A 25690-nucleotide genomic window follows, 5' to 3' on the forward strand; every position below is an offset into this window, starting at 1 on the left:
CCAGCTTAGGCGGAGTCCTGGCCATCCTGGGGCTGCCTCGCGCCAATGACGCGGTGGCGCAGGGCCTGGTTGGGGCGGATGAGGCGCTCGATGCGGTAGAAGGCCGCGCGCACGCCTTCGGTGCGCTCCTCCCCCAGCAAGGTGCGCAAGCCCAGGTAGGCCAAGCCACCGCTCTCGTGGGCCAGGTAGCGCCACCAGGGGATGGAAAAGCGCGGGGAAGGATAATAGGGCGTGCCCAGCACCGTGGCTGCAATCCCCTCTTGGCGGGCGATGAGGAAGGTACGCAGGCGGTGGAGCGGATCGGTGATGATGACGGCCTCTCTCGCACCCAGCTTGTCGCGGGCAGCGGCCAGCTCACTGCGGGTGTCGAGGCCTTCTTCGAGGGCGGTGACGGTGAGGGGTTCGTCGGCAAGCAGGCGTTTCGCCACCCCGGCTTCGGTGAACCTATCGCCGGGCAGCTTCCCGCCGACTGTGATGATGGGCAGGTCGTGCGCGGCGGCGTACTCGGCGGCGAAGCGGACGCGTCCGCTCAGAATGCGGGAGGGGCGCCCGTCGTATTGCGCAGCGCCCAGGACAATAACGTACTTCACTGCCTGACCACTCTAGCGATGAATGGGAAGGTATCGTGGTGCGCATGACTACTGCTGCTCGTTTTGGTCGCGCCGCCCTTGCTGCTCTTGTGTTGGGGTTGGCCACTGCTAGCCCCGCTATGGCTGCGGATTTCGTTCTTGCCGCGCCGGAGGCGGCCTCGCTCACGGATAAGGTAACGGATGAGGCGGGGGTGCTCTCGGATTCGGAAAAGGCCGAGTTGGAGGACAAGATTAGCGCACTGCAGCAGGAGCACCACGTGGTCATTTTCGTGGTCTTTGCCTCCTCGCTGCCGGAGGGCGCGGAGAGCTATGCGGACAGCATTGTGAAGTCTAAGGGGCCGAACTCCGCAGCCTATGTGGTGGGCGTGGATGATTCCACCATAGGCGTGCAAACGGGTAATGAGTGGCCGCGCGGGCGTCTAGACGTGATGTATGAGGCGGCTTATGCCAAGCTTGCCGACGGCCGCCAGTTCGGCGCCTCTGCGCTCGCGCTTGTCGACGCTGCCGCGACCGGTTCTTCGGGTTCCTCTTCTGGCTCGGCTGGTTCATCCAGCTCTTCTGATTCCGATGGGTCGGGTGGTCTATGGCTGGCTGGCGGCGCAGGTGCCCTGGCGTTGGCCGGCGGTGGCATCGCGGTGGCAAGCCGGCGCAAGACCAAGAAGGACTCGGCGGCCACGCTGGAGTCGGCGCGCCAGATTGAGCCGAGTAATACCGCACAGCTGGACCGCTTGGATGTGGACACCTTGGAGAAGCTGGCACAGGAAGAGCTGGTCTCCACGGATGAATCGATCCGCCGTGGCAAGGAGGAGCTGGATATTGCGGTGGCCGAGTTCGGCCCCGAGCGCACCCGCCCGTTCACGCGCGCAATGAACCACTCCACGCTGACGTTGCAGAAGGCTTTCCAGTTGCAGCAGAAGCTGCAGGACAACCTTCCGGAATCGACGGCGGAGCGCCGCCAGATGCTGGTGGAGATTATCTCCTCCTGCGGGCAGGCCGATGATGCGCTGGATGAGCAGGCTGCCGACTTTGCCAAGATGCGCGATTTGCTCATTAACGCCGGCTCCAAGCTCGATGAATTGACTCAGCGCACGGTGGACTTGCGCGGGCGCCTGCCGCAGGCCCGCACGACGCTGTCCACTCTCAGCGGCTCTTATTCCGAGGAGGTACTGTCCTCCATTGCGGATAACCCGGAGATGGCGGAGGTCTCGCTCAATGAGGCCGAGAAACTGCTTTCGCGCGGCCGGGAATTGCAGTCCCAGCCGGCCGGGCAGCAGGGTCCTTTGGTGGGCTATATCCGCGATGCCGAGCACGCCTTGGAGGTCTCGGACCGGCTGCTTAATGCAGTGGAGAATGCAGAGAACTCGATTACGGCGGCGCGCGATAACTTGCCTGCGCTCATCGATGAGGTTGAGGAAGAAATCGCCGAAGCACAGCACCTCGAGCAGCGAGGCAAGGCCCAGGGCTCCCCTGCTGATTGGTCCGCGCTGGAATCACTGCTTGCGGAGGCCCGGGAGGCGCTGAGTACGGCTCGCCAGCATGGCCAGGCAGACCCGCTGGGACAGTACACAGCGCTGACGGCTATCGATAGCAAGCTAGATGAGCAGCTCGATACTGTCCGCGAGACCAATGCCACCCGCGAGCGCCAAATCGCGCTCTACCGCCAGCAGATTGCCGCGGCCGAGTCCGCCATCCAGGCGGCGGAAGACTTGCTGTCCTCGCGTGGCCGCGTGGTGGGCCCCGATGCGCGTGTGGCTCTTGCCGATGCCACCCGCCTCTTCGCCCAAGCCCAGAACTCCGCCTCCAAGGACTTGCGCGCAGCCCTCAACTACTCCCGCGATGCCGCTTCTGCCGCGCAGACTTCGCTCAACCGCGCGAAGCAAGACCTGGAGGCTTATCGCCGCCAGGAGCAGCGCCGTCAGGCCACTGATGCCGCGGGCAACATTCTGACCGGCATGGTTATCGGCCAGATTCTCGGCGGAGGCTCCAGCGGCCACCGCGGTGGTGGCTTCGGTGGCGGTTTCGGCGGCGGCTTCTCCGGTGGCGGTGGTTTCGGCGGCGGTGGCTTCTCGGGCGGCGGCGGTGGAGGCGGCTTCCGCGGCGGCTCCTTCTAGCCGCCCCTACTTCCCCTTTCCGCGCCTAGGCCTCGAAGCCCGCGGCCCACACCCGGCATCTCATAACCGGGGCGGCCCCATAAGGCATCTCGCACAAGGCGCCTTGCAAAAGGCATCTTCTAGAAGGAATTTTTACAGCTAAAAACGCCTTTTGCACCCTCTACATGGCGTTTTCAGCCCCAAAGACGCCTTTTGACAGACGCCATTTGTCAGATGCCTTCTGTCGGATGCCGTCCGCGAGATGCCTTCGGCCGGTTTTCCTGTACACGCATCCGGCGATTGGACCGCGTCTCGGTAGCCGGCCAATCAGTTCCTCGGATACGGGGTGGTGCACATACACGGTAGGCGTAGACCGGTCATGCACATGGTTCTCGTCAAAAGGCTTCTCTCAAAAGGTTGCAGTCAAACGGTTTACCTGGGGGCAAGTAAACCTTTTACACCGAGCTAGATGGTTCGTTTGGGGGCAAACAAACCTTATGACTGCAACCATCTGACGCGAGCCCTCTACCGGCATACCAAGCCGAGCAAGGAAGCTAGAAGAGCTCCCCTTTTAATGAAATCACCCAAGTTTCCACGCCAGTTCTGACTATATCGCGGAAGGTGGGTTAGGTGCGAAGGGGGCGAGTGGAGCCGTCGAGAAGCAGGCAACAGTAGCTGATGAAGACGGCGTCGGTGAGGGGTAGTTCGCCCACCGCGACTTCGAGGCCGCGGCCCCGCGGAGTGGTGCGGGCGACCTCGGTGGTGGCGCCCAACGTGGCGGAGTCTGGGATAGCGAGGATACGGCGCTGTCGGCGGAATGGATTCGTGCGCTCAAGCAAGTACTCGCGGCCCTGACAGGCCGCGCGCAGCTTGTTCACCGTAAAGCTGGCCTGCTCCGCGGAAAAGTCGGCCCCACGCACGGTAAAGCGCCGCGCGCCCGGGGTGTGCTTGAAGGCGATGGTGGTGCCCGTTTGGGGCAGCAGCAGGCCCGTCGGAGTCACGCGGGCGATGACTTCGCCCGCGCCATCCACCAGCGCCTCATCGCGCCACACCCAGCGCTGCATCAGAGAAGCACCGCAACAATGGCGACGATGGTCATGAGCAGCAGCGTCGCGATGATCGGAATCGCGGTTTTCTGCGTCCGGGCCTCCAAAATGACGCGCGTAAACCAGCTCAGGGCAGCAATCTCCGAGTGGCTGAGGCCATCGGAATCATCGCTGTCCTCGCCTTCGAACTCGAGGATGGCCTTGCGTACGCCAGAGTTCTTGGAGGAAAATTGCGCGATTTTAAGGCCGTCGTGGTCTTCAACAATCCAGTCGCCACCAGCCTCGTTGATGAAGGCAAAGGTGCGCCCGTCCAGGGAAGCCTCCAAACGCTTATCGCGCTTGGGGTTGCCCGCCAGGCGGTAGACGCGGTCATCCTCCAAGGTCACGGACGCGCCCAAGTCATCGAGGCCTAAGCGCCAGTGCTCGCCTTCCACATCCGCCGAGCGTTCCTGGAACATGCCCAACGACGCCGGCCCTTCCCCCACGAGGAGGACCGGGTTCTGGCGGTCACTGCGGTCCCAGCTGGTGTAGTGCATTAGCAGCCAACCAGGCGGGCGGCCAGGTAAGCCTCAAGCTCGTCGAGCTTGACGCGCTCCTGCTCCATGGAGTCACGCTCACGCACGGTGACCGCGTTGTCCTCGAGGGTGTCGAAGTCATAGGTCACGCAGAAAGGCGTGCCGATCTCATCCTGGCGGCGGTAGCGGCGGCCGATGGCACCAGAGACATCGAACTCCACGTTCCAGTTGGCGCGCAGCTTGTTGGCCAGCTCGCGGGCCGGGGTGGACAGCTCTTCTTTCTTGGACAGCGGCAGCACGGCCACCTTGACCGGAGCCAGACGGCGGTCCAGGCGCAGCACCACGCGCTTATCGGTACCGCCCTTGGCGTTCGGGGCCTCCTCCTCGTCATAAGCATCGATGAGGAAGGCCATCATGGCGCGGCCCAGGCCGGCAGCCGGCTCGATGACGTACGGCGTCCAGCGCTCGCCAGCCTCCTGGTCGAAGTAGGACAGGTCCTCGCCCGAGCCCTTGGTGTGCACGGAAAGGTCGTAGTCCGTACGGTTGGCCACGCCTTCCAGCTCGCCCCACTTGGAGCCCTTGAAGTTGTAGGCGTATTCCACGTCCACGGTGCGCTTGGAGTAGTGGGAGAGCTTCTCCTGCGGGTGCTCGTAGAGGCGCAGGTTCTCCTTCTTGATACCGAGGTCGATGTACCAGTTGAAGCGGTCATCAATCCAGTACTGGTGCCACTCTTCGTCCTCGCCCGGTTTGACGAAGAACTCCATCTCCATCTGCTCGAACTCGCGGGTGCGGAAAATGAAGTTACCCGGGGTGATCTCGTTACGGAAGGACTTACCAATGTTGGCGATGCCGAACGGCGGCTTCATACGCGCCGAGGTCATCACGTTCTTGAAGTTCACGAAGATGCCCTGCGCGGTCTCCGGGCGCAGGTAGTGCAGTCCCTGCTCATCATCGACCGGGCCCAGGAAGGTCTTGAGCAGACCGGAGAAAGCCTTCGGCTCGGTCCAGTCACCCGGCTGGCCGGTCTCCGGATCATTAATATCCGCAAGGCCATTTGCCGGCTCATGGCCGTGCTTTTCCTCATAAGCCTCAATCAGGTGGTCGGCGCGGTAGCGCTTACCGGTGTGCTTGGACTCCACCAGCGGGTCGGTGAAAACCTCAACGTGGCCGGAGGACACCCACACCTGGCGCGGCTGGATCACAGATGTATCGACACCCACGACATCATCGCGGGACTGCACCATGTGGCGCCACCACTGGCGCTTGATGTTCTCTTTGAGCTCGACGCCAAGCGGGCCATAGTCCCACGCAGAGCGGGAACCGCCATAAATTTCACCTGCCTGGTAGACCAAGCCGCGGCGCTTACACAGGCTGACGACGGTATCAATGACGGATGCCATAGCTAATGGGACTCCTCTGGTAGGGGACAGTCTTTATACAGTGCGGCCTAGTCTAGCGTGCCCCTTAGCACCGCGTGCCTTCACCCCAGAAGTGTGGTGCATTTTATACACATTTCCGCATTCTTCAGCTATAGTGCCGATAGCTCTCTTTTTAACTCTCCACCGATAGAAATGACTGAAGGTGAACGGCGTGACCAACACCCAGACTGACACCCCTCCCCTCGATCTGGCGGCGGCTGCCTCCGTCATTAGCGCTTTGGATTCACCATTGCGCATCGACATCATCCAGCGCCTGGCCGAGCGCGATCACTACGTCCACGAACTGGTCTCCGCGACCGGCAAATCGCAGCCACTTATTAGTCAGCACCTGCGGGTTTTGAAACGCGCGAACATCGTCGACAGCGAGCGCACCGGCCGCGAAGTCCGTTACTCTTTGGTGGCCCCTAAGGTGCTGCCTTTGCTTCGCGACGCCTCACTGGCCACCTCTTAATGGAAGTGTGTTGATAAACTAAGCCCCATGGCCATCCACGACAGTATTCCCAAACTCGGCGCTCGCAATACCCGCCAGCGCACCGCCGTCGTTGAGGTCCTGCGCAGTCTCGATAAGTTCGTCTCCGCCAAGGACATTCACCAGGCGCTTCTCGACGGTAACCAGAAAGTCGGCCTCACCACCGTCTACCGCACGCTCCAGTCACTCTCGGAGATTGACGCTGTTGATGCGCTCCACATGCCCTCCGGCGAGACCCTCTACCGCCATTGCGAGAGCGATGCGCACCACCACCACTTGGTGTGCACCAAATGCGGCCGCACCGAAGAGATCGATGGCGGCCCGATTGAAGAGTGGGCCTCCTCGGTAGCCAAGGAGCACGACTTCGAGCTCACCGGGCACGATGCCGAAATCTTCGGCATCTGCGCCGAGTGCCGCGCGGCGTCTTAGACACGCCACTTTTCCTGCCACATCGAGGATATCTTCATCCCCCCTGACAGCACTACACAGCTCGCGCGCTACTTGACGCCGCCGAAGCGGCGGTCACGCCGCGCGTACTCCTCCACCGCGGCGAACAAGTCATCCGGAGTGAAATCCGGGAAGAGCTTGTCCTGGTAAATCATCTCTGCGTAAGCCGACTGCCACAGCAGGAAGTTGGAGGTGCGCTTCTCGCCGGAGGGGCGCAAGAACAAATCCACGTCCGGCATATCGGGGTCATACATCACCGAGCTGACCGTCTTCTCATTGATGGAGCGCGGGTCAAGCTCGCCGCGGGAGACTTGCTCGGCGAGTTTCCGGATACCGTCGACAAGCTCGGCGCGACCACCGTAATTCACGCACATCACCAGGGTCATCTTGGTGTTGTCCTTGGTCAGCTCCTCGGCGGCCTCGAGCTCCTTGATAACTGAGCGCCACAGGCGCGGTCGGCGGCCGGCCCAGACCACGCGCACTCCCCTCTCGTTGAGCCAGTGGCGCTGGCGGCGCAGCACGTCGCGGTTAAAGCCCATGAGGAAGCGGACTTCCTCCGCGCTGCGGCGCCAATTCTCGGTGGAGAAGGCATAAGCGGAAAGGTAAGGAACACCGAGGGAAAGACAGGCATCGACGACGTCGAGAAGCACAGCTTCTCCCCTACGATGGCCCTCGGTGCGCTTCATGCCGCGCTCCTCTGCCCAGCGGCCGTTGCCGTCCATGACCAGCGCGATATGGCGCGGCAGGAACTCCTGCGGGATAGCGGGCGGATGAAGAACTCGGTTCGGGTCAGGCGTAATCACGGGTTACAGTCTACTGTTCCATGATCCCCAACGCGCCAACGCTTCGCTCAAGATGCCATTGCAGGTGCGCGCGGGTGAGGCGATGGGCCTCTTGGGCTTGGGCGTTCGTCGGCTGGCTGGGGTGGTCATGGGCGATGAGCCACATGTGGTGCAGGGTTTCTGGGTCTACCTCGGCGGCGCCTGGTGGGCGGCATTGGTGGCAGGCGGCCCCGCCCACGGCTGGGTGGAAGGCGTGGTGCGGGCCGGGTCTTTGGCACTGGGCGCAATCGAAAAGGCTGGGCGCCCAGCCGGCGTGGGACATGGCTTTGAGAAGGAAGGCGTCGAGAAGCATGAGCGGATCGCCGTGCTGAAGCTTGTCGAGGACATCGACGCAGGCCTCATAGAGGTAGGGATCGCCGGGGGCATCAGCGGCGGCGAGGCGCTCGGCGGATTCAAGGGCAGCACACGCGGCGGTATAGCGCTCGTAGTCCTCGATGATGCGCGCGCCGAAGTAATCCACGGTATCGGCCTGGGAAATGGTGTAGAGGTTACGCCCGGGATAAAGCTGAACGTCGAGGTTAACGAAGAGCTGCAGGCGCGAGCCGAAGCGCGACTTGGCGCGGCGCACTCCCTTGGCCACCCCGCGCACGAGGCCGTGACGACGGGTCAAGAGCACGATGATGCGGTCCGCCTCGCCAAAATCATAGGAGCGGATGACAAGGGCGCGGTCGCGGAAGTTTTCGCGCATGTGGAAGTTCTCCGGCTTTTAGAAGCCCAGGCGGCCCAGCGCCTTCGGGTCCGACTGCCAATTCTTGAGCACCTTAATACGCAGGTCAAGGTAGACGTTTTGGCCAAGGAGCTGAATGATTTCCTTGCGGGCGGTACCCACGATGCGGCGGAAGCGGCGGCCGTCCTTGCCTTCGATGATGCGCTTCTGGCCGGGGCGCTCCAGGTAGAGGATGGCGTGGACGTTGAGGACGTCCGGGCGCTCCTGGCTAGGCAGAATCTCATCGACCTCGACGGCAACCGAGTGCGGCAGCTCGTATTTCAGGCCGGAGAGCGCAGACTCGCGGATCAGCTCGGCGATGCGCTTGGACTGGTCTTCGTCGGTGACGTGGTCATCGGGGTAAAACTTGGGGCCTTCGGGCAGGTGGTCCACGATGACCTGGGTCAGCTCATCCAGCTGCACGCGCTCGGTGGCGGAAACGGGGATGACCACGGCATCGGGGTTCTCTTCCGCGAGCAGCTCGTGCAGGGCAAGCAGCTGGGCGCCGACTTGGTCCTTGGACGCTTTATCTAGCTTGGTGACGATGCCGATGATGGGGGTCTTCGGCGCGACCTTGCGGACGTTCTCCAAGATCCAACGATCACCGGGGCCAATCTTTTCGTCCGCGGGGATGGTCAGGCCGATGACGTCAACGTCTGCATACGTGTCTTTGACTACCTCGTTGAGGCGCTCGCCGAGCAGAGTGCGCGGGCGGTGCAGGCCAGGTGTGTCGACGAGGACGATCTGCGCATCCTCGCGGTGCACCAGGCCGCGGATGGGGTGGCGGGTGGTCTCGGGCTGGTCCGCCGTGATGGCGATCTTCTGCCCCACCAGCGCGTTGGTCAGGGTGGACTTGCCGGTGTTGGGGCGGCCGACGAAAGACACGAAGCCGGAGCGGAAGCCCTCGGGCGTGTCGGTGTACTGCGAGTAGTCGGCTGGGTTGGCTTCGCCCTCGGCTGGTAGGTCGGCGAAGGCGGCATCGAAATCAGTGCTCATATTGCCTCATATCATAACGCACGCACCGGTGGTTCCTTCGCGCTGCGCAGATGGTTCCAGTCAGACGGTTCTAGTCATAAGGTTTCCTTGCCCCCAAACGAACCATCTAGCGACCTGCAGAAGGTTTGTTTGCCCCCAAGAGAACCTTCTGACCCGAACCATGTGAGTAGAACCTTATGGCTGGAAACCACATCGTTGAAGGTGGGCCACGAAAGCAGCGGTGCGCGAGGGTGAGAGTTGATGGCGCGAGCGTATCCGCCGCATGGCGACTGCGAAAAAGCTTGCGCCACATGGCATCTTCCAGGAGGCATCTGTTAAAAGGCGTTTTCACGCCTAAAAACGCCTTTTGCGGCGTCCAGATGGCGTTTTTACTACCAGAGACGCCTTTTGGGAGATGCCGTTTGCCGGGCACCTTTTGCGGGACCACAGCGAAGGCTGACGGCAGGGCCACGTAAGGCCGAGACTCAGACTGGTGCGCGAGACCGCCAAGCCTCAAGCTGCAAAGGCGCGCGGGCAGCGGTCACGGATTGGCGGCTAGAGCTCCTCGACCTGGAATTGCAGCTGCGGGTGAGCGAAGGTGTCCTGCGATTCGATGAGGAGCAGCTCCTGCGAATCCGCCTCGTAGGTGTTCTGCAGCAAGTCGAAGACCGAGGAAGCCGTGCGCTTGAGCGCTTCCTTTGCATCGTGCGTTTCCACGTAGTGACCAGTAAAGAGCGAGGCCGTGACATCACCCGAGCCGTTGCGCTTGAACGGCAGCTTGGGAGTGCTGACCAGGAAGGCGCGCTCGCCATCAACGGCGAGCATCTCAATCTCGTCCTCGCTGGTCTCTGGGCGCTGCACCGAGGTCACCAGCACAGGCTTCGGACCGATCTCCTGCGCACGCTTCACCGCGGCAAGGGTCTGTTCCAAGGTGCCCACCTCGGAGTCAGTCAGGTAGCCCAGCTCAAACTGATTCGGGGTGATGATGTCCGCGACCGGAACAACCTTATCGCGCAGCAGCGGTGGAATTTCATCGGAGACGAAGCAGCCAGACTTGGCGTTGCCCATCACCGGGTCGCAGGCATAGAGGGCCTTGGGGTTGACCGCCTTGATGCGGTTCACAGCATCCACGATGGCACCGGCGATGTCCGGACCGCCCTGGTAGCCAGACAAGATCGCATCAATGCGCGAGAAGGCGCCGCGCTTTTCGATGCCATCCACAATCGCCGTGACCTCTTCCGCCGGGATCATCGGCCCGCCCCAATCGCCGTAACCGGTGTGGTTGGAGAAGTTCACCGTGTGGATAGGCCATACCTCATGGCCAGCGCGCTGAAGAGGAAAGACTGCTGCGGAATTGCCCACGTGGCCGAAGGTGACGTGGGACTGGATGGAGAGGATATTCATAACTCTCCATTGTGCTACGCCCCACCACGCACCTCAACGATTAGCCCCATTTAAGCAAACGCACTGCCTGTGTTTGTCCGCAACAGACACAGGCGGTGGGCCCACTCACATCCGGATTACAAGCCGCCGCCGGGGACTTCCTTATCCAGCTCGGCGCGCTCGGCGGCATCCGGGAAGGCCTTCGGGCCAGAAGGCTTAGGTTGGTAGCTCACGCCGCGCGCTGCCAAGTCCTCGTACCAGTCCGCCAGCAGCTCATTCTGCAGGCCGAACATTTCCTTCTCCTCTGCCGCGGTGGTGTGGTCATAACCCAACAGGTGCAGGCAACCATGCACGGTGAGCAGAGCCAACTCGTGCCCCAGGGAGTGGCCGGCCGCGGTGGCTTGGCGCTGCGCAAACTCCGGGCAGAGTACGATATCACCCAGCATGGCCGGTCCGGCCTCCACCGCATCAGGGCGGCCGGCCGTAGCCCCCGGGGTGAGCTCATCCATGGGGAAGCTCATCACGTCCGTCGGGCCTTCCAGGTCCATCCAACGCACATGCAACTCCGCGATGGTGTCTAGGTCCACCGCGGTAATGGTGCACTCGGCATCCGGATTCACGTCGAGGCGGCCGAGGGCGTAGGAGCAGACGTCGATCAGCATCTCCTCGTTGACGCCGTCATAGCCGGACTCGTTGATAAACTCGATGCTCATTTCTTCTCCTTCTGCTCAGCAAAATTGTCGTAGGCCTCCACGATGCGCCCGACCAGCTGGTGGCGCACCACATCAGCAGAGCCCAGCTCCGCGAAGTGAATATCCGGCACGCCCTTGAGAATGCGGCGCACCAGGCGCAGCCCGGAGACCTGGCCACCGGGCAGATCCACCTGGGAGATATCCCCGGTCACTACGATGGTGGAGCCAAAGCCCAAACGCGTCAGGAACATTTTCATCTGCGCCGGCGTGGTGTTTTGGGCCTCATCGAGGATGACGAAGGCATCGTTGAGCGTGCGGCCACGCATATAGGCCAAGGGGGCGACCTCAATGATGCCGGCTTCCATGAGCTTCGGAATCATCTCCGGATCAATCATGTCCCGCAAAGCGTCGTAGAGCGGGCGCAGATAAGGATCGATCTTGTCGTTGAGCGTGCCAGGCAGAAAGCCCAGCTTCTCCCCCGCTTCCACGGCCGGGCGGGTCAAGATAATGCGGCTGACCTGCTTGGCGCGCAGGGCCTGCACGGCCTTGGCCACCGCCAGGTAGGTCTTGCCGGTACCGGCCGGACCAATGCCGAAGACAATCGTGTTCTCATCAATCGCCTGCACATAGCGCGATTGCCCCACCGTCTTCGCGCGCACAGCCTTGCCGCGGCGCGAGACGATATCGGCCGCGAGCGTCTCGGACACGGAAGCTGGAGCATCCACCGTGACAAGGTCCAGGGTGTGCTTAACGGTATCCGTGCTCACCGGATGGCCGCGGCGTGCAATCGCCTCGAGCTCTTCCAGGACCTTGCGTGCACGGGCCACCTCATAATCCGGGCCGGCGGCAGTAATGGTGGTGCCGCGGGCAAAGAGGTCCACGCCCACGAGGTTGCCCAAAACGCGCAGGTTATCGTCCGCCGGGCCCAGCACGGTGGCGAGGTAGGCGGAATCGAGATCAAACTTGGTGGTGATAATAGGCACGCCCAAAAGGCTACCAGCGCGCGGTCAGGGTGCCGATGCTGGCCAAGGCCACCATGCTTGCCGACGCCGTCCGCAACACCTCCGGCCCCAACTTGATCGCCGTCGCACCGGCCTCTTGCAAGCGAGCTAGTTCCTCCGCGCCGATGCCGCCCTCCGGCCCCACCAGCAGGTAGATGGTTCCGGTGGAGTCGAGGTCCTCCAGATCCTTGAGCCGCGCTTGAGCTTCCTCGTGGAGGACCAAGGCGCGGGTGCCGGACATCTCCTGGCACAGCTGGCGGGTAGTAAGCGGGCCGCGCACCACCGGTACGCGCACTCGGCGCGATTGCTTCGCCGCCGCCACGGCTGCAGATTCCCACTTCGCTAGCGCCTTCGGGGCCTTCTTGGCATCCCATTTGGACACGCAGCGATCCGCCTGCCAGGCGATGATCTCATCCGCCCCGGCCTGGGTGGCCAGGTCGACGGCGAGTTCGGCGCGCTCAGACTTGGGGATAGCCTGGACCACGACCACCCTCGGGGAGGGTTCGGGGAGGATCGCGAGGTCGTCGACAAGCGCGACCAGCGTGTCCTTGCCCTGCGTATCAGTGATGGTGGCGGTGGCGCGACGCCCGGACCCATCGATCAGGACCAGGTGCTCCCCTGGGCCCATGCGCTTGACGGTGACCGCGTGGCGGCCCTCCGCACCATCGAGGCCCACCGGCTGGCTGACCTTCGCGAGGGAAAGATCCGGGTGGAGGAAGACGGGTAAAGACATTAGCGGCGGAACTTATCGCGGAAGCGGCTAAAAAGGGATTCACCCTGGCCGTCCCCGGCATGGTGGACCTCGGTGCCGCCGTGGCCGGCGGCGCGGACCTTCTCCAGTGCCTCGCGGGTCTTCTTATCCAGGTCAGTTGGGATAACAACATCCACGTGGGCGTGGAGGTTGCCAAAGCCATCGGTGCGCAGGCGCGGCATGCCCTTGCCTTGGAGGGTGATGGACTCGCCCGGCTGGGTGCCCGGCGCGATATCGATGGTGAGCTCCTCGCCGTCGAGCTGCTCGACGGTGCAGGAAGCACCCAGCGCGGCATCCACCATGGGCACGCGCACGGTCAGGTGCAGGTCATCGGCATTGCGCTCGAAGACGGGGTGCGGCTCAGTGTGCACCTCAACGTACAGGTCGCCAGCGGGGCCGCCGCCGTGGCCGACCTCGCCTTGGGAAGCCATGCGGATGCGCATGCCATCACCAATGCCGGCGGGGATATTCACCGTAATATCGCGACGCTTGCGCACGCGGCCATCGCCGCCGCAGTGGCCACAAGGGTCGGTGACTACTTCGCCGAAGCCATAGCACTTCGGGCAATCGCGAGTGGTCATCATGTTGCCCAGCATGCTGCGCTGGACCTCTTGGACCTGGCCCATGCCGCCACAGTGATCACAGGTCACTGGCTTGGACTTGGACTCAGAACCGGAGCCCTCACAGCGGTCACAAACCACAGCGGTATCAACCTTGACCTGCTGCTTAACGCCGCTATAGGCCTCCTCGAGAGTAATGGTGGTGCGCAGGAGCGCATCATCGCCCGGCTGCACGCGGGAACGCGGGCCGCGGGAGGCTGCTCCCCCGCCGAAGAACTCGGCGAAGATATCCCCGAGGCCGCCGCCACCGAAACCACCAAAGCCGCCGCCCTGGGCCGCGCGCTCCTCCATGGGGTCACCACCCATGTCCACAACCCGGCGCTTCTGCGGATCCAGCAGAACCTCCTGTGCAAGGGAAGCCTCGCGGAACTTCTCCGCGGCCTCCTCATCGCCCGGGTTCACATCCGGGTGGTACTTGCGCGCCAGCTTGCGGTAAGCCTTCTTAATCTCGGCGTCGGACGCCGACTTTTCTACACCAAGAATGCCGTAGTAGTCACGAGCCACGTACTGTCATCCTTCTATATCTCGTTGATACTAAATCTAATCCGACGGGCCAGCTTACTCGCCCGCCAAAATTTCACTCACATAGCGTGCAACGGCAGAGACCTTGGAGATTGTTCCCGAATAATCCATATATGTCGGCCCCACCACACCAAGCCCGCCGAGTGCTGCAGCCTCCGAGCCGGTGCCGAATCCATAGCGCGTGGCCACGACGGAGGTTTGGCGCAGCTCATCGGCTTCATTTTCCTCACCAATGGAGACTGATACGTTGCCCAAGTCTGGCACGCGGGCCAGCAATTTCAGCACCACGACCTGCTCTTCAAGAGCTTCGATGATAGAGGGCAAACCCTCGGTCAGGGCCACGCGGGTGAGATTGGACGTACCCGCCATGATCAGGCGATCGGAGGGCTGCTCCACGAGGGTCTCAATCAGCGTCGTCGCCGCCTTGAGGAGGTGGGGGCGGATATCGGCCGGGGAGTCGTCGACAAGCGCGGCCAGCTCCACCGAGGCTTCCGTGAGCGTTTTCCCCTCCAGGGCGGTGTTGAGGATATCGCGCAGGCGGTGGGTCTGCTCGGGGTCGATGACATCATCGAGCTCCACATTGCGCTGATCGACGCGCCCATTATCCGTAATCAACACCAAGAGCAGACGCACCGGTGAGAGTGCCACGACCTCGCAGTGCTTCACGCGGGAGACCTTGAGGTTAGGCATCTGTACGACGGCCGCTTGCTTAGTTACCTGGGCCAACAGCTGGACAGAGCGGCGCAGCACGTCTTCCAAATCCACGCCGCCCTCGAGGAAGGTGAGCATGGCGCGGCGCTCGGCCTTGGAAAGCGGCTTAACATCGTGCAGCGTATCGACGAACTGGCGGTAGCCCTTCTGCGTGGGCACGCGCCCGGAGCTGGCGTGCTCTTGGGCGATGAGGCCTTCGGCTTCGAGCACGGCCATGTCATTGCGAATCGTCGCCGAGGACACGCCCAGCTGGTAGCGCTCGAGCAGGGCCTTGGAGCCGACGGGCGATTGCGAGGCGATGTAGTCCGCGACGATGGCGCGCAGGACCTCTTGGCGGCGGGCATCGGTGGAGCTAGACATGTCTTTAAGACTATCCGTCCTGGCGGGCGATGAAGTCGTCAAAATTTGGCACAGTGTAGCTCACCCTGCCGTGTTCTGGAGCATAGATCAACCCTTTACTAATGAGCTTGGCTCGCACAGGACCCAATTTCTTCGTGTCTTTACCTAAGATGTCCGCGATGTCCTTGCTCGAGATTTCCACTCCGCCAACCTTCGCCATCGCGGTCAAGTAGTCCCGCTCGGCTGGAGTAGCGCGATCCCACCTGGCTTGGAAAAACCCGCGGTCCAACTGCTCAATTCCAAGCCGCGCGGCGCGTCGAGCTGCATCGGAATCCATAGGTGAAGTTCGCGCAGTGCACCACATTTGTGCACCAAATTCCTGGATGAAATACGGATACTGCCCCGATACATTTGCTAGATATTCAACTGCTTCATCGTCAAATTCCACATTCTGTGTCCGCGCAGGTTCACGGAAGGCGGCAAGTGCGGCATACATTTCGAGCCTGCCAATTTGGTGCACCTCGAACATTCGCTCTGCATAAGAGCGGGACTCCGCCAGAATCCCTGGCAGACTCGGAAGCCCAGCACCAATAATGTAAAAAGGCAAGCCCAGCTGCCCTGCTTCATGTTGTGCAGAAATGAGCGCTTCGAGCAGCTCTTCATCGAGGTCTTGCATTTCGTCGATGAAGATTCCTAAAGCTTTATCCTCCTTAAGGAGCGTCGTGGTGATGGCCTCGATCACATCGTGCAGATCAAGCTCAAGGTTTCCTGTTGCCGGAGGAATGTCTCCTACTTCAACTCCAAGGTCAATAATGCTTTGTCCTACCGAGAGCGAAAAGGATTTTACGGCCGCAGCAATAAAGTTAAAACCCTCAGATACCTTGGCTTTCGTTCGGTAACGCAAAGAGGCCTTGGCTAAACCTTGTGCTAGAGCACGGCGTGCTCCTTCTCGTCCACGTGCCCCCTGCGAAGCCTCAAACTTAATCGTTAGCCAGTCGGCTTGGTCAGCCTTCCTTTTTAATTGGTTGAGCAGCACGGTCTTACCCACTCCACGCAAGCCAACGAGCAGCATTGGACGGCCAAGCAATCCGTTCTGGACGCGTTTGACAAGATTGTCAAACGCATGAAGGTCTCTCTCGCGCCCAGTAAGAACTGTCGGCGCGATGCCCGAGCCAGGAGTGTAGGGGTTTAAGGCATCATCCATGCCACTAATACTAGCATTATCGAGAGCGACTAACAGGTTTCTCGACGTAGAGAAAGAAACTAACACCGACTAACGCCGCTATCAAACTTTCCGACGAAAGGAGAAAAACTAACAAATTCCCAGCGGGGCTAACTTTAAGTCACTATGTCTCCTCGGTATCGAAAGGCCAAGGCTTGGCCACTTCTTCGCGGCTTCGCGGTTGCATCACACAGATGGTTCTACTCAGATGGCTCAGGTCATACGGTTTACCTGCCCCCAAACGAACCTTCTAGCAGCCTAAGGAAGGTTTGCTTACCCCCAAACGAACCTTCCGACCGGAGCCTTTCCACTGGAACCATGTGCAGAAGGCAGGGCAGGCCACGATCAGGGTACGGCCGCTAATGAGCCAGCTGATGCGGACTCGGAGGTCGGCCCGCCGGCGGGGCAAGCCGCTAGCGGGCGGTGTTTTGGGCGGTGTCTTCAGCGACGAGGAGGTCCGTAATAATGCCATCCGCGAGCAGGCGGCCTGCCTTGGTCACGCGAAGGCGGTCACCGGCGCGCTCGAGCAGGCCGCGCTCGATAAAACGCGCGGCCACGGGCTCAGCCGCCGGCGCGAGCCAGGACGCAGGAATGCCCTCGCGCAGGCGCAGTCCCAGCATGATGCGCTCGGTATGACGGTCAGCCTCCGTGAGCTGCTCGCGCTCCTTGATGGGCAACTCGCCCTCGCCTACCGCCTTGATGTAGGTCCGCGGGTTCTTCACGTTATAGAAGCGCTCGTTGCCTAAGTGCGAATGCGCGCCCGGGCCCGCACCCCACCAGTTGCCGTCCACCCAGTAAATGCGGTTGTGCTGACACTCCCCGCCCGGCTTGGCCCAGTTGGACACCTCATACCACTCAAAACCTTCGGCCTCGAGTGTGGAGGAGATCATCTCATAGCGCCGGGCCAGCACGTCCTCATCCGGTGCGGGCAGGAGGCCCTTGGACACCTTGCGGGCCATGCGCGTGCCATCCTCCACGATGAGCGAATACGCACTTATGTGGTCCACCCCGGTCTCCAGGGCGCGCTCCAAGGTCAGGGCAACGTCGGCATCTTCTTCAGTCGGCGTGCCATAAATCATGTCGAGGTTGACGTGCTCAAAGCCCGCAGCGATGGCTTCGCGCGCGGCATCGAAGGCACGGCCCGGCGTGTGGGCTCGCTCCAACACGGCGAGCACCCCCGGCGAGGCGGATTGCATACCCAGGGAGAGGCGGGTGAAGCCGGCGTCGAGAAGCCCGGCGAAGTACTCCGGCGAAGTGGATTCCGGGTTGGATTCCGTGGTGACCTCCGCGCCTGGGGCGAGGCCAAAGGTATCGCGGACCTTCGACAAGACACGGCCCAGGCCCTCAGCACCCAGCAGGCTCGGCGTGCCGCCACCGATAAAAACAGTCTCGGCTTCGCGGCCCACCTGCGCCGCCGCCATCTCCAGCTCTTTCTCCAAAGCACTTAGATAATCGCTGGTCAAATCCCCTCCCAGCTCGCCGGGGGTGTAGGTGTTGAAGTCGCAGTATCCGCAGCGGGAGGCACAGAAAGGAACGTGAATATAGAGACCAAAGGGATCCATGGGGAACAAAGTATCCGACAGCGCCGTTAAAGCGGTAGTCTATAGTGCAGATTTGCCACCCCGATTAATGAAGAAAGGCCTCTTTTAAGTGGAACCTCCGAGTCGATGTCCCCACCGCCGTCTTAAGGCGGTGGGGTAAGCCGTGTTATCTGCCATCCTGATGATTGTGGCGGGTTTCGCCGTCATCGCTCTCATTATCGTGGCCAACGCCTATTTCGTGGCGCAGGAATTCGCCTTCATGTCGGTGGACCGCACGCAGCTGCGCCAGCGCGCAGCGACAGGGGATAAGTCCGCGGAGCGCGCCTTAAAGATCACCCAAAAGACCTCCTTCATGCTTTCCGGCGCGCAGCTGGGTATCACGATTACAGGTCTGCTCATTGGTTATGTGGCCGAGCCCCTCGTGGGCCAAGGTTTGGGCCAGCTGCTCGGCGGCGTGGGCGTGCCCACGGGCGTGTCTGTCGCCATCGGCACGGTGACAGCGCTGGCGGTGTCGACGGTTCTCACGATGCTCTTCGCCGAGCTCTTCCCGAAGAACTACACCATCGCCGCCCCCATGAAGTCAGCGCTGTGGTTGTCCGCATCCACGATGTGGTACCTCAAGATCTTCGGCTGGCTCATCCACTTCTTTGAGTATTCCTCCAATGCCCTGCTCAAGGTCTTCGGTATTGAGCCGGTGGAGGATGTCGATTCTTCGGCCACCACCGATGACCTGGAGTCCATCGTGGATGCCTCCCACGAGGCTGGCGACTTGGATGAGGACACCTACCTGGTCCTCGACCGTCTCCTCGACTTTCCCGAGCACGACGTGGAACACGCCATGATCCCGCGCTCGCGCGTGGATGTCATCGAGCCGGAGACCACCATTGGTGAGGTGCGCGAGATGATGTCGGAGAACCACACCCGCTACCCCATCATCGACGATGAGCACAATCCCATCGGCGTGGTGCACCTCTACGACGTGCTGGGCAGTGAGCTGCCATTGGCTACCCCGGCTCGTGAAATCATGAAGGAACCCGTGGTGGTGCCGGAGCTCATGCCGCTTCCCGACGTCGTCACGGAGCTTCGCGATGCCGACGAGAAACTCGCCTGCGTCATCGACGAATACGGCGGCTTCGTCGGGATCGTGACCATGGAGGACTTGGCCGAGGAAATCCTCGGCGATGTCACCGACGAGCACGACCTCGAAGAGACCGAGGAAATCACCGAGCAGGACGAGACGCACTGGATCGTCGACGGTGACACCCCCATCGACGAGGTCGAGCGCGCCATTGGCCACGACCTGCCGGAGGGCGATTTCGAAACCGTCGCCGGTCTGCTCATCGCGCATTCCGGCACGTTGCCGGACGAGGGTGAAAAGCTCTCCATCGAGCTCGAGGCCGAACCGGAAGATTGGGTCGATGGTGACGAAGCCCCCATCCGCACGCTCAACGTGCGCGTCGAGGAAATCGACCGCCACGTGCCCTCCGTCCTGGCACTCGAGCTGGTAGAGGAATTCCCGGAAGGAGAGGATGACTAATGACTGATACCTGGTGGTTTAACCTCCTTATCACTATTCTCATCATCGCTGCTTCCGCGTTCTTCGTGGTCATCGAGTTTTCCCTCATGGGGGCGCGCCGCAACCGCTTGGAGGAGACCGCGGAATCCTCGGCGGCTTCGCGTGCGGGCCTACGCTCGCTGAATGAGCTGACCGTCATGCTGGCCGGCGCCCAGCTGGGCATTACCGCCGCAACCTTCGTCCTCGGTGCGGTGACCAAACCTTGGGTCCATCACCTGCTGATGACCCCACTGGAGGCCCTTGGCCTGCCGCTGGGCGTTGCTGACGTCATCTCCTTCCTGCTGGCGCTGTTCGTCGTGACCTTCCTGCACCTGGTCATTGGTGAGATGGCGCCGAAGTCCTGGGCCATCGCCCACCCGGAGACCGCCCTTCAGCTCATCGCGGTGCCTGCCCGCGGCTTCATCTGGCTCTTCCGTCCGCTGCTGCTCTGGATCAACAAGATGGCCAACAAGCTGGTGACGATGACCGGCGAGGAACCTGTCGACCGCGCTGGTGCGGCTGGCTATGACGCGGAGACCCTTCGCCACTTGGTCGAGCACTCGCGCCTGACGGGCACGCTTGACGATGACTCCGCCAACCAGATCACCGGCGTCATCGAACTGGAAGCCGCCACTGCGGCCCAGTTGGCCCGCGAGCACGGCTCGGAAATCCTGCCGCTATCCTCCGATGCCACCGTGGCTGAGCTTCATGACCTCGTGGTGCGCAAGTCCATCATGCGCGTGCTGGTCTACCCGCGTACTTCGCGCATCCCGCGCATCGTCCACGTGCGCGATACCTTGCTCGCGGACCCGGAAACTCCGGTGCTGGATTTCTCCCGCCCCGCACTGGCGGTGGGCTCATCCTCCACCGTGCAGAAGACGCTGGACCAGATGCGCGCCCGCAACGAGCAGCTCGTCATGGTGGGCAAACCCACCAAAGACAAGACCGTGTGGATCCTCACCTGGGATGACATCATGGGCCAGCTGTGGCCGCAGATTACGGAGCAGTTGGACCAGGCCGCGCCGGCCACCAAGAACCCAGGGGCTTAGCGCGTACGCGCTAAGCCCCTGGCACACGAAGCTAGACGGTGGCACGCAAAATTATTCGTGCCACACTAGCAGCGAAGAGCGCCGCCGAGAGAGGGAATCTCGGCGGCGCTCTTCTTAGGTAATCCTTGTGTGTTGGCAACAAGGAAGTCTGTGATGCGGCGACTATGCGGTCGTGGCGGCCTTCTTCTGGCGCTTGGCGCGCACACGGGCAACGACGGCGTCGATACGCGCACGCTCCTCCAAGAAGGGCGGCGGGTTATGCCCGCGCATGGTGCGCACGAAGGCGGGGTGCGCCTCAACGACGGTGTGACGCCAAGCCTGCACGGCGATGAGCGAGGATTCACCCGCGCGCTTGTACAGATTCGGCAGGGAGACCACATCGAGGTTGCGGGCCACGGCGTCGGTTTGCGCCAGCACGTACTCGACCAGCTCGCGCAGGTAGGCGGCCACCGCGGCGGTGCGGCCACGCAGGGTTTCCGCCAGCTCCGAGACCACAACGGGCGGGCCGGAGATGGGCAAGCCCTCAGCCAACGCGCGGGCGGTAAGCTGCTTCGGCTCCTCCACATCATTGTCGCCGGAGGAGGCAGCGGAAATGGTGCCGGACTTCAGGCCGGAGACCAGCGCGTGGCGCAGGCCGATGAGCTCGCCGACACAACGCCCAGAATCCACGCGGGCGTCTTCGACGATATCCCCCAGCTCGGCTAGGCAGTCGAGGGCGAGTTCATCATCCCAGTCCTCAATGGCCTCGATGAGGTGCTCGATGTAGTCAACGACTTCATCGCCGATGTTATAGATTTCTTGGGTCAGCTCACGGTGGCGCAGCTCGGCTGCGATCTTGTGCATAGGCTGCCCTTTCCGTGAGAACCTCTAGTTGAGGTTTAGAGTTTTTCTGACCCCGCTGACTCTATTAGAGATCCACCCATTCGGCTGCGCGACACTCCGAAGGAATTCACAGACTCCATCCAGCCTTATTTCTTGCCGGCGTAGAGGCGCTCGATATCCGCTGCGTAGCGCTGCGCCACGACATAGCGCTTGACCTTCATCGTGGGGGTGAGCTCGTTACTTTCCTCGGTGAGGTCCTGGTCGAGGATGACGAACTTCTTAATACCCTCCGCGTGGGAAACGGTGGCGTTGACCTGGTTAATGGCGTCCTGGATATCCGCGCGCAGCGCCGGATCAGCCGCTACTTCGCGCATTCCCTTGGTCGCGGAGATGTTGTGATCGGCCTTCCAGCGCTTGAGCGCATCCTCATCCAGGGTGAGCAACACGCCGACGAACGGCTTGCCGTCACCGACCACCATGGCTTGGGAAATCAGCGGGTGGGAGCGCAGGATATCTTCCATCGGGCCAGGAGAGACGTTCTTGCCGCCAGCGGTGACGATGAGATCCTTCTTGCGGCCGGTGATGACGAGCTTGCCATCCTCATCAATCTCCCCCAGGTCGCCGGTGTTGTACCAACCGTCCTGCAGGGCGTTCTCGGTGGCTTCCTCGTTCTGCCAGTAGCCCTTAAAGACGATATCGCCCTTGATCATGATCTCGCCGTCGTCGTTAATGCGCATCGTCGTTCCACCCAGTGGTGGACCAACGGTACCGATGGATTGATCGACAAAGTCGACGGCGGCGGCCGCGGCGGTTTCCGTCAAGCCATAGCCCTCATAGATGGTCACGCCGATGCCGCGGTACCAGTGCAGCAGATCCTGCGAGATGGCCGAACCACCGGAGATGCAATATTTAACGTCGCCGCCCATGGCTTGACGGATGGCGGAGTAGACCAGCTTGTCAAAAGCCTTGTGCTTGGCCTTAAGGACACGGTTAGGCCCCTCCGGAGTATCCAGCGCCTTCGAGTACTCGATAGCGACCTTCTCCGCGCGATCGAAAATGGCGCCCTTGACTGCAGAAGAACCGTGAGCCTTGGCGGAAGCGCCGTTGCGTACCTTCTCAAAGACGCGCGGCACGCCCAGGATCAGGTTCGGGCGGGAGCGCGCGAATTCGATGGTGATGGTACTGAAGTCGGACCAGTGGTTCTGGGAGGCACCGCCGATGGTGACCGCCAGCGACACCGCGCGGCTAAAGACGTGTGCCAAGGGCAGGAAGGTCAGAACGTGGGAACCCGGCACGGCGATGGCGCCAATGGGGTTGGTCAGCAGGCCGCGAGCTTCCGCGAGCCAGTTGCGGTGGGTCAGCATGCAGCCCTTGGGGCGCCCGGTAGTGCCGGAGGTGTAGACCAACGAGGCGACGTCATCGGTGCCCGTGGCCTCGATGCGCTGGTCGACGGTATCGTCACTGACATCGCGCCCCTCGAACTTCAGCGTATCGATGGCGGAAGAGTTGATCTCTAGGATGCGGCGCAGCTGGGAAGGAGAGCCGTGCAACTGTGGGGTGCCATCCTCTTGCAGCTTCAGGTGCTTGACCAGCTCGGAGTGCTCGCGGGTTTCCGTGATGGCGAGGATGGCACCGGAATCCTCGATAATCCACTGGACTTGGGACATCGACGAAGAGGGGTACACCGGAACGGAGATAGCACCGGCCGCCCAGATGGCGTAGTCCAGCAGGGACCACTCATAGCGGGTGGTAGAGATAAGGGCTACGCGGTCGCCCTGCTCCACGCCGAAAGCAATGAGCCCCTTGGCCACCGCGTAGACCTCTTCCACGAACTCTTTGGCGGTCACGTTGACCCACTCATAGTTCGCAGGGCGGGTAAACAGCACGCCATGTGGGCGGGCGTGCGCCGTAGCCATCATCGCGGTAAGGCAGGTTTCGCCGTCCTTGATCTCGAACTCCGCCTTCGTATGCGCTTCATTCAAAGTCACAGTTGTGTCCTTTCCCACAAAAATTAAATTCCAGCCCACTCTACCAACCGGATTTCTCCCGCGCGCAGCAAGGGCGTGGCACAATTGGGGGACGTGACTACCCGTGATCTGCTTCAAGAACTTGCCCAACGCCACGGCGTGGCCTGCGAGTACACCGCCCAGAACGGACAGCCCGTGTACGTCAGCGAGGAGACAATTACCTATACGCTGCGCGCACTCGGCGTCTCTATCTCCGACCGTCCGGACGATGAAGAGCTAACCCAGGCCTTGTTCGAGGACTACCTCGAACGCGCCTCCCGCCCGCTGCCGCCCTGCGTGGTGGCCCGCGAAGGCGCCGAAAAGTCCTTTGCCGTCCACGTCCACGACGGCGACCCCGTCACCGTGACCATCGAGCTGGAGAACGGCGAGACTCGGCCGACCTACCAGGATCCGAACGACGCCCCGGCTGCCGACGTCGCCGGAACCATGTGGGGCGAAGCCAGTTTCCACGTCCCCGGGGACCTGCCCTTAGGCTTCCACAAGCTGCGCTTGTCCTCGCCCGGCATCGGCGAGCACGAGTGCCCGCTCATCGTGGTGCCCAATCACCTCAGCACTGCGGATCGCTACCTTGACCGCCCCGCGGCGGGCGCGATGGCGCAGCTGTATTCGGTGCGCTCCGAGAAGTCCTGGGGCATGGGTGACTTCGGTGACCTCGCCGAATTGGCGGAGACCTTGGCACCGGATTATGACTTCCTCCTTATTAACCCGCTGCACGCGGGCGAGCCGATTCCGCCAGTGGAGGATTCGCCCTACCTGCCCACCACCCGGCGCTTCATCAACCCGATCTATATTCGCATCGAAGATGTCCCAGAGCTGAAGCTGCTCAGCCCAGAACTTCAGGATGATGTGGCCGAGCTCGCCGCCGAGTTCCGCGAACGCAACCGGTCTGCCGAAGAGATCGACCGTGATTCCATCTTCGAGGCCAAGCTGCAGGTCCTGCAGGAGCTTTTCAGCAAGGGGATGACCCCGGAGCGCCGCACCGCCTTCAGCGAGTACCAGCGCCGCGAGGGCCGCGTCCTGCGCAACTTCGCGCTGTGGTGTGCAGAGACTGAGCTCTCGCGCCACAGTGGACGCCGCCACGCGCTGAGCCTCGACGTCAACGACTTAGCCGAGTTCTACTCCTGGCTGCAATTCCTCTGCGATGAGCAGCTGGATGCCGCCCAGCGCCGCGCGCTCGAGGCCGGCATGAGCATCGGCCTCATCACCGATATGGCCGTAGGTATCCACCCCGCTGGTGCCGATGCCGTGAATCTGGCGGAATACCTCGCCCCGCAATGCTCGGTGGGTGCCCCGCCGGATGACTATAACCAGCAGGGCCAGGACTGGTCCCAGCCGCCGTGGCACCCGGTACGCCTAGCGGAAGCCGGCTACGAGCCATGGCGTGATTTGCTGCGCACGATGCTGGGCAATGCTGGTGGTCTGCGCGTCGACCACGTCCTTGGCCTGTTCCGCCTGTACTGGATCCCGCGCCACTCCACCCCGCTCAACGGCACCTACGTGACCTATGACTGGGAAGCCATGCTGGGCATCCTCGCGCTCGAAGCAGAGCGCGCTGGCGCGGTCCTCGTGGGCGAGGATCTGGGCACGCTGGAGCCGTGGGTACAAAACGCTCTGCGCGATATGGGCGTGCTGGGCACCACGATCATCTGGTTTGAGCATGCCGAAGACGGTCCCACCCCGCGCCCGCAGGATCAATACCGCCACATGGCGATGTCCTCGGTGGGCACGCACGATCTGCCGCCGACGCTCGCCTTCCTGCGTGGCGACCACATCGAGCTGCGTGCCCGCCTAGGCCTTTTGACCCGCCCCGTGGCGGAAGAAGTAGCCGAGGACCGCGCCTGGCAAGAAAAGGTCAAGGATAATCTGCAGGCCTATGGCATGTTGGAGAACCGCGAGAGCGAAGAGGACGTGCTCGTCGCCCTGCATCGTTATGTTGCGGGAACTCCCTCGGCGCTGACGGTCACCAACGTGGTGGACATGGTCGGTGACGTGCGCGCACAGAACCAGCCGGGCACGACGAAAGATCAGTACCCGAACTGGTGCATCCCGCTGTGCGATACCGCCGGCAAGCCGGTGCTCTTGGAGGATCTACCGAAGCAGGAGCTCTACCAGCGCCTCGCCCAGGCCGCCCAACGTCCGGGCACCCAACGCTAAAGCGTCGTCCCTCTAAAGGACGACGCCGACGATGGCCACCACGACGATGAGCGTGATCATCAACCAGAGGGTCACGCTCACTCGGGATTTGGGTAGTGCGCGCTTGCGGTGAGAAGGCTGTGAGCGCTCAGGGTCCCACAGGCCTTCGCGGTGATCATCGGGAGTCATGGTCATTTATCCTA

24 protein-coding genes are annotated in these 25690 nt (G+C 62.2%); 6 read left to right on the forward strand and 18 right to left on the reverse strand.

Features of this window, described 5'->3' with window-relative positions; translation table 11 throughout:
• Positions 1-5: 5 nt before the first annotated feature.
• On the reverse strand, positions 6-590 hold the full coding sequence (locus tag HMPREF2896_RS02280; RefSeq protein WP_070717378.1) for a YdcF family protein: 585 nt from the start codon (positions 588-590) through the stop codon (positions 6-8).
• Between the two features lie 44 nt (positions 591-634).
• Between HMPREF2896_RS02280 and HMPREF2896_RS02285 the strand changes: the two genes are divergently transcribed.
• Positions 635-2701, forward strand: a complete 2067-nt coding sequence (locus HMPREF2896_RS02285) for a TPM domain-containing protein (RefSeq protein WP_070717380.1) — start codon at positions 635-637, stop codon at positions 2699-2701.
• A 605-nt stretch (positions 2702-3306) separates the two neighbouring features.
• Here HMPREF2896_RS02285 and HMPREF2896_RS02290 read toward each other — a convergent pair.
• Genes HMPREF2896_RS02290 through HMPREF2896_RS02300 form a run of 3 tightly spaced genes read right to left on the reverse strand, consistent with a single transcriptional unit; the run spans position 3307 to position 5641 of the window.
• A complete protein-coding gene (locus HMPREF2896_RS02290; protein ID WP_070717382.1) occupies positions 3307-3744 on the reverse strand; it encodes a hypothetical protein in 438 nt (145 codons plus the stop codon).
• The gene (locus HMPREF2896_RS02295; protein WP_070644585.1) at positions 3744-4262 is read right to left on the reverse strand and encodes a hypothetical protein; all 519 of its coding nucleotides are present in this window, start codon (positions 4260-4262) and stop codon (positions 3744-3746) included. Before HMPREF2896_RS02295 ends, HMPREF2896_RS02290 begins: the two co-directional genes overlap by 1 nt.
• On the reverse strand, positions 4262-5641 hold the full coding sequence (locus HMPREF2896_RS02300; protein ID WP_010190757.1) for a glycine--tRNA ligase: 1380 nt from the start codon (positions 5639-5641) through the stop codon (positions 4262-4264). Before HMPREF2896_RS02300 ends, HMPREF2896_RS02295 begins: the two co-directional genes overlap by 1 nt.
• Before the next feature lie 190 nt (positions 5642-5831).
• On the opposite strand from HMPREF2896_RS02300, the gene HMPREF2896_RS02305 reads away from it, so the two are divergent.
• Positions 5832-6131: an ArsR/SmtB family transcription factor gene (locus HMPREF2896_RS02305; RefSeq protein ID WP_070446677.1), complete on the forward strand. Its 300-nt coding sequence runs from the start codon at positions 5832-5834 to the stop codon at positions 6129-6131.
• A 27-nt stretch (positions 6132-6158) separates the two neighbouring features.
• Positions 6159-6578 carry a Fur family transcriptional regulator gene (locus HMPREF2896_RS02310; protein WP_070446678.1) on the forward strand — a complete coding sequence of 140 codons (420 nt, stop codon included), beginning with the start codon at positions 6159-6161 and terminating at the stop codon, positions 6576-6578.
• Positions 6579-6646: 68 nt separating this feature from the next.
• Here HMPREF2896_RS02310 and HMPREF2896_RS02315 read toward each other — a convergent pair whose 3' ends face one another.
• The 11 genes from HMPREF2896_RS02315 to hemW form a co-directional block, all read right to left on the reverse strand.
• Complete coding sequence (locus tag HMPREF2896_RS02315) at positions 6647-7399, reverse strand: isoprenyl transferase (RefSeq protein ID WP_070717384.1); 753 nt, start codon at positions 7397-7399, stop codon at positions 6647-6649.
• A gap of 10 nt (positions 7400-7409) precedes the next feature.
• Positions 7410-8126 (reverse strand): DNA repair protein RecO, encoded by a 717-nt coding sequence (recO, locus tag HMPREF2896_RS02320; protein WP_070644583.1) that lies wholly within the window; start codon positions 8124-8126, stop codon positions 7410-7412.
• A gap of 18 nt (positions 8127-8144) precedes the next feature.
• Positions 8145-9140, reverse strand: coding sequence for a GTPase Era (gene era / locus HMPREF2896_RS02325; RefSeq protein WP_049157277.1), 996 nt, complete (start codon positions 9138-9140; stop codon positions 8145-8147).
• 534 nt (positions 9141-9674) lie between these two features.
• Positions 9675-10523 (reverse strand): pyridoxal kinase PdxY, encoded by an 849-nt coding sequence (gene pdxY, locus HMPREF2896_RS02330; RefSeq protein ID WP_070717386.1) that lies wholly within the window; start codon positions 10521-10523, stop codon positions 9675-9677.
• A gap of 116 nt (positions 10524-10639) precedes the next feature.
• Positions 10640-11215 (reverse strand): rRNA maturation RNase YbeY, encoded by a 576-nt coding sequence (gene ybeY / locus HMPREF2896_RS02335; RefSeq protein ID WP_070513587.1) that lies wholly within the window; start codon positions 11213-11215, stop codon positions 10640-10642.
• Positions 11212-12177 (reverse strand): PhoH family protein, encoded by a 966-nt coding sequence (locus HMPREF2896_RS02340; RefSeq protein WP_070717389.1) that lies wholly within the window; start codon positions 12175-12177, stop codon positions 11212-11214. The genes ybeY and HMPREF2896_RS02340 overlap by 4 nt, the downstream gene beginning before the upstream one ends.
• A 10-nt stretch (positions 12178-12187) precedes the next feature.
• Complete coding sequence (locus HMPREF2896_RS02345) at positions 12188-12928, reverse strand: 16S rRNA (uracil(1498)-N(3))-methyltransferase (RefSeq protein ID WP_070717391.1); 741 nt, start codon at positions 12926-12928, stop codon at positions 12188-12190.
• Positions 12928-14070 (reverse strand): molecular chaperone DnaJ, encoded by a 1143-nt coding sequence (gene dnaJ, locus HMPREF2896_RS02350; protein WP_070717393.1) that lies wholly within the window; start codon positions 14068-14070, stop codon positions 12928-12930. The genes HMPREF2896_RS02345 and dnaJ overlap by 1 nt, the downstream gene beginning before the upstream one ends.
• Positions 14071-14124: 54 nt before the next feature.
• Positions 14125-15159, reverse strand: coding sequence for a heat-inducible transcriptional repressor HrcA (gene hrcA / locus HMPREF2896_RS02355; RefSeq protein ID WP_070525541.1), 1035 nt, complete (start codon positions 15157-15159; stop codon positions 14125-14127).
• Between the two features lie 10 nt (positions 15160-15169).
• Positions 15170-16342 carry an ATP-binding protein gene (locus HMPREF2896_RS02360; protein ID WP_070717396.1) on the reverse strand — a complete coding sequence of 391 codons (1173 nt, stop codon included), beginning with the start codon at positions 16340-16342 and terminating at the stop codon, positions 15170-15172.
• A gap of 431 nt (positions 16343-16773) precedes the next feature.
• Complete coding sequence (hemW, locus tag HMPREF2896_RS02365) at positions 16774-17922, reverse strand: radical SAM family heme chaperone HemW (RefSeq protein WP_070717401.1); 1149 nt, start codon at positions 17920-17922, stop codon at positions 16774-16776.
• Between the two features lie 142 nt (positions 17923-18064).
• Between hemW and HMPREF2896_RS02370 the strand changes: the two genes are divergently transcribed.
• On the forward strand, positions 18065-19438 hold the full coding sequence (locus HMPREF2896_RS02370) for a hemolysin family protein (protein ID WP_070644576.1): 1374 nt from the start codon (positions 18065-18067) through the stop codon (positions 19436-19438).
• A complete protein-coding gene (locus HMPREF2896_RS02375; protein ID WP_070446688.1) occupies positions 19438-20505 on the forward strand; it encodes a CNNM domain-containing protein in 1068 nt (355 codons plus the stop codon). Before HMPREF2896_RS02370 ends, HMPREF2896_RS02375 begins: the two co-directional genes overlap by 1 nt.
• Positions 20506-20667: 162 nt before the next feature.
• Here the strand turns inward: HMPREF2896_RS02375 and HMPREF2896_RS02380 are convergent, their stop codons facing one another.
• Positions 20668-21348 carry a hypothetical protein gene (locus HMPREF2896_RS02380; protein WP_070710542.1) on the reverse strand — a complete coding sequence of 227 codons (681 nt, stop codon included), beginning with the start codon at positions 21346-21348 and terminating at the stop codon, positions 20668-20670.
• A 125-nt stretch (positions 21349-21473) separates the two neighbouring features.
• Entirely contained in the window at positions 21474-23315 is a 1842-nt protein-coding gene (locus HMPREF2896_RS02385) for an AMP-dependent synthetase/ligase (protein WP_070717403.1), read from the reverse strand.
• Positions 23316-23408: 93 nt separating this feature from the next.
• Between HMPREF2896_RS02385 and malQ the strand changes: the two genes are divergently transcribed.
• A complete protein-coding gene (gene malQ / locus HMPREF2896_RS02390; protein WP_246823976.1) occupies positions 23409-25508 on the forward strand; it encodes a 4-alpha-glucanotransferase in 2100 nt (699 codons plus the stop codon).
• Between the two features lie 12 nt (positions 25509-25520).
• On the opposite strand, the gene HMPREF2896_RS12800 is transcribed toward malQ, so the two are convergent.
• The gene (locus tag HMPREF2896_RS12800) at positions 25521-25682 is read right to left on the reverse strand and encodes a hypothetical protein (protein ID WP_168160905.1); all 162 of its coding nucleotides are present in this window, start codon (positions 25680-25682) and stop codon (positions 25521-25523) included.
• Positions 25683-25690: the final 8 nt, after the last annotated feature.

Origin of the sequence: Corynebacterium sp. HMSC069E04 (assembly GCF_001813175.1) — a bacterium.
In the GTDB taxonomy this organism is placed as follows: Bacteria; Actinomycetota; Actinomycetes; order Mycobacteriales; family Mycobacteriaceae; genus Corynebacterium; species Corynebacterium aurimucosum.

Coding starts and splice junctions, on each gene's coding strand:
- HMPREF2896_RS02285 (WP_070717380.1), top strand. CDS start 635: ATGACTACTGCTGCTCGTTTTGGTCGCGCCGCCCTTGCTGCTCTTGTG.
- HMPREF2896_RS02290 (WP_070717382.1), bottom strand. CDS start 3,744: ATGCAGCGCTGGGTGTGGCGCGATGAGGCGCTGGTGGATGGCGCGGGC.
- HMPREF2896_RS02295 (WP_070644585.1), bottom strand. CDS start 4,262: ATGCACTACACCAGCTGGGACCGCAGTGACCGCCAGAACCCGGTCCTC.
- HMPREF2896_RS02300 (WP_010190757.1), bottom strand. CDS start 5,641: ATGGCATCCGTCATTGATACCGTCGTCAGCCTGTGTAAGCGCCGCGGC.
- HMPREF2896_RS02310 (WP_070446678.1), top strand. CDS start 6,159: ATGGCCATCCACGACAGTATTCCCAAACTCGGCGCTCGCAATACCCGC.
- recO (WP_070644583.1), bottom strand. CDS start 8,126: ATGCGCGAAAACTTCCGCGACCGCGCCCTTGTCATCCGCTCCTATGAT.
- era (WP_049157277.1), bottom strand. CDS start 9,140: ATGAGCACTGATTTCGATGCCGCCTTCGCCGACCTACCAGCCGAGGGC.
- pdxY (WP_070717386.1), bottom strand. CDS start 10,523: ATGAATATCCTCTCCATCCAGTCCCACGTCACCTTCGGCCACGTGGGC.
- ybeY (WP_070513587.1), bottom strand. CDS start 11,215: ATGAGCATCGAGTTTATCAACGAGTCCGGCTATGACGGCGTCAACGAG.
- HMPREF2896_RS02345 (WP_070717391.1), bottom strand. CDS start 12,928: ATGTCTTTACCCGTCTTCCTCCACCCGGATCTTTCCCTCGCGAAGGTC.
- hrcA (WP_070525541.1), bottom strand. CDS start 15,159: ATGTCTAGCTCCACCGATGCCCGCCGCCAAGAGGTCCTGCGCGCCATC.
- HMPREF2896_RS02360 (WP_070717396.1), bottom strand. CDS start 16,342: ATGGATGATGCCTTAAACCCCTACACTCCTGGCTCGGGCATCGCGCCG.
- hemW (WP_070717401.1), bottom strand. CDS start 17,922: ATGGATCCCTTTGGTCTCTATATTCACGTTCCTTTCTGTGCCTCCCGC.
- HMPREF2896_RS02375 (WP_070446688.1), top strand. CDS start 19,438: ATGACTGATACCTGGTGGTTTAACCTCCTTATCACTATTCTCATCATC.
- HMPREF2896_RS02380 (WP_070710542.1), bottom strand. CDS start 21,348: ATGCACAAGATCGCAGCCGAGCTGCGCCACCGTGAGCTGACCCAAGAA.
- HMPREF2896_RS12800 (WP_168160905.1), bottom strand. CDS start 25,682: ATGACCATGACTCCCGATGATCACCGCGAAGGCCTGTGGGACCCTGAG.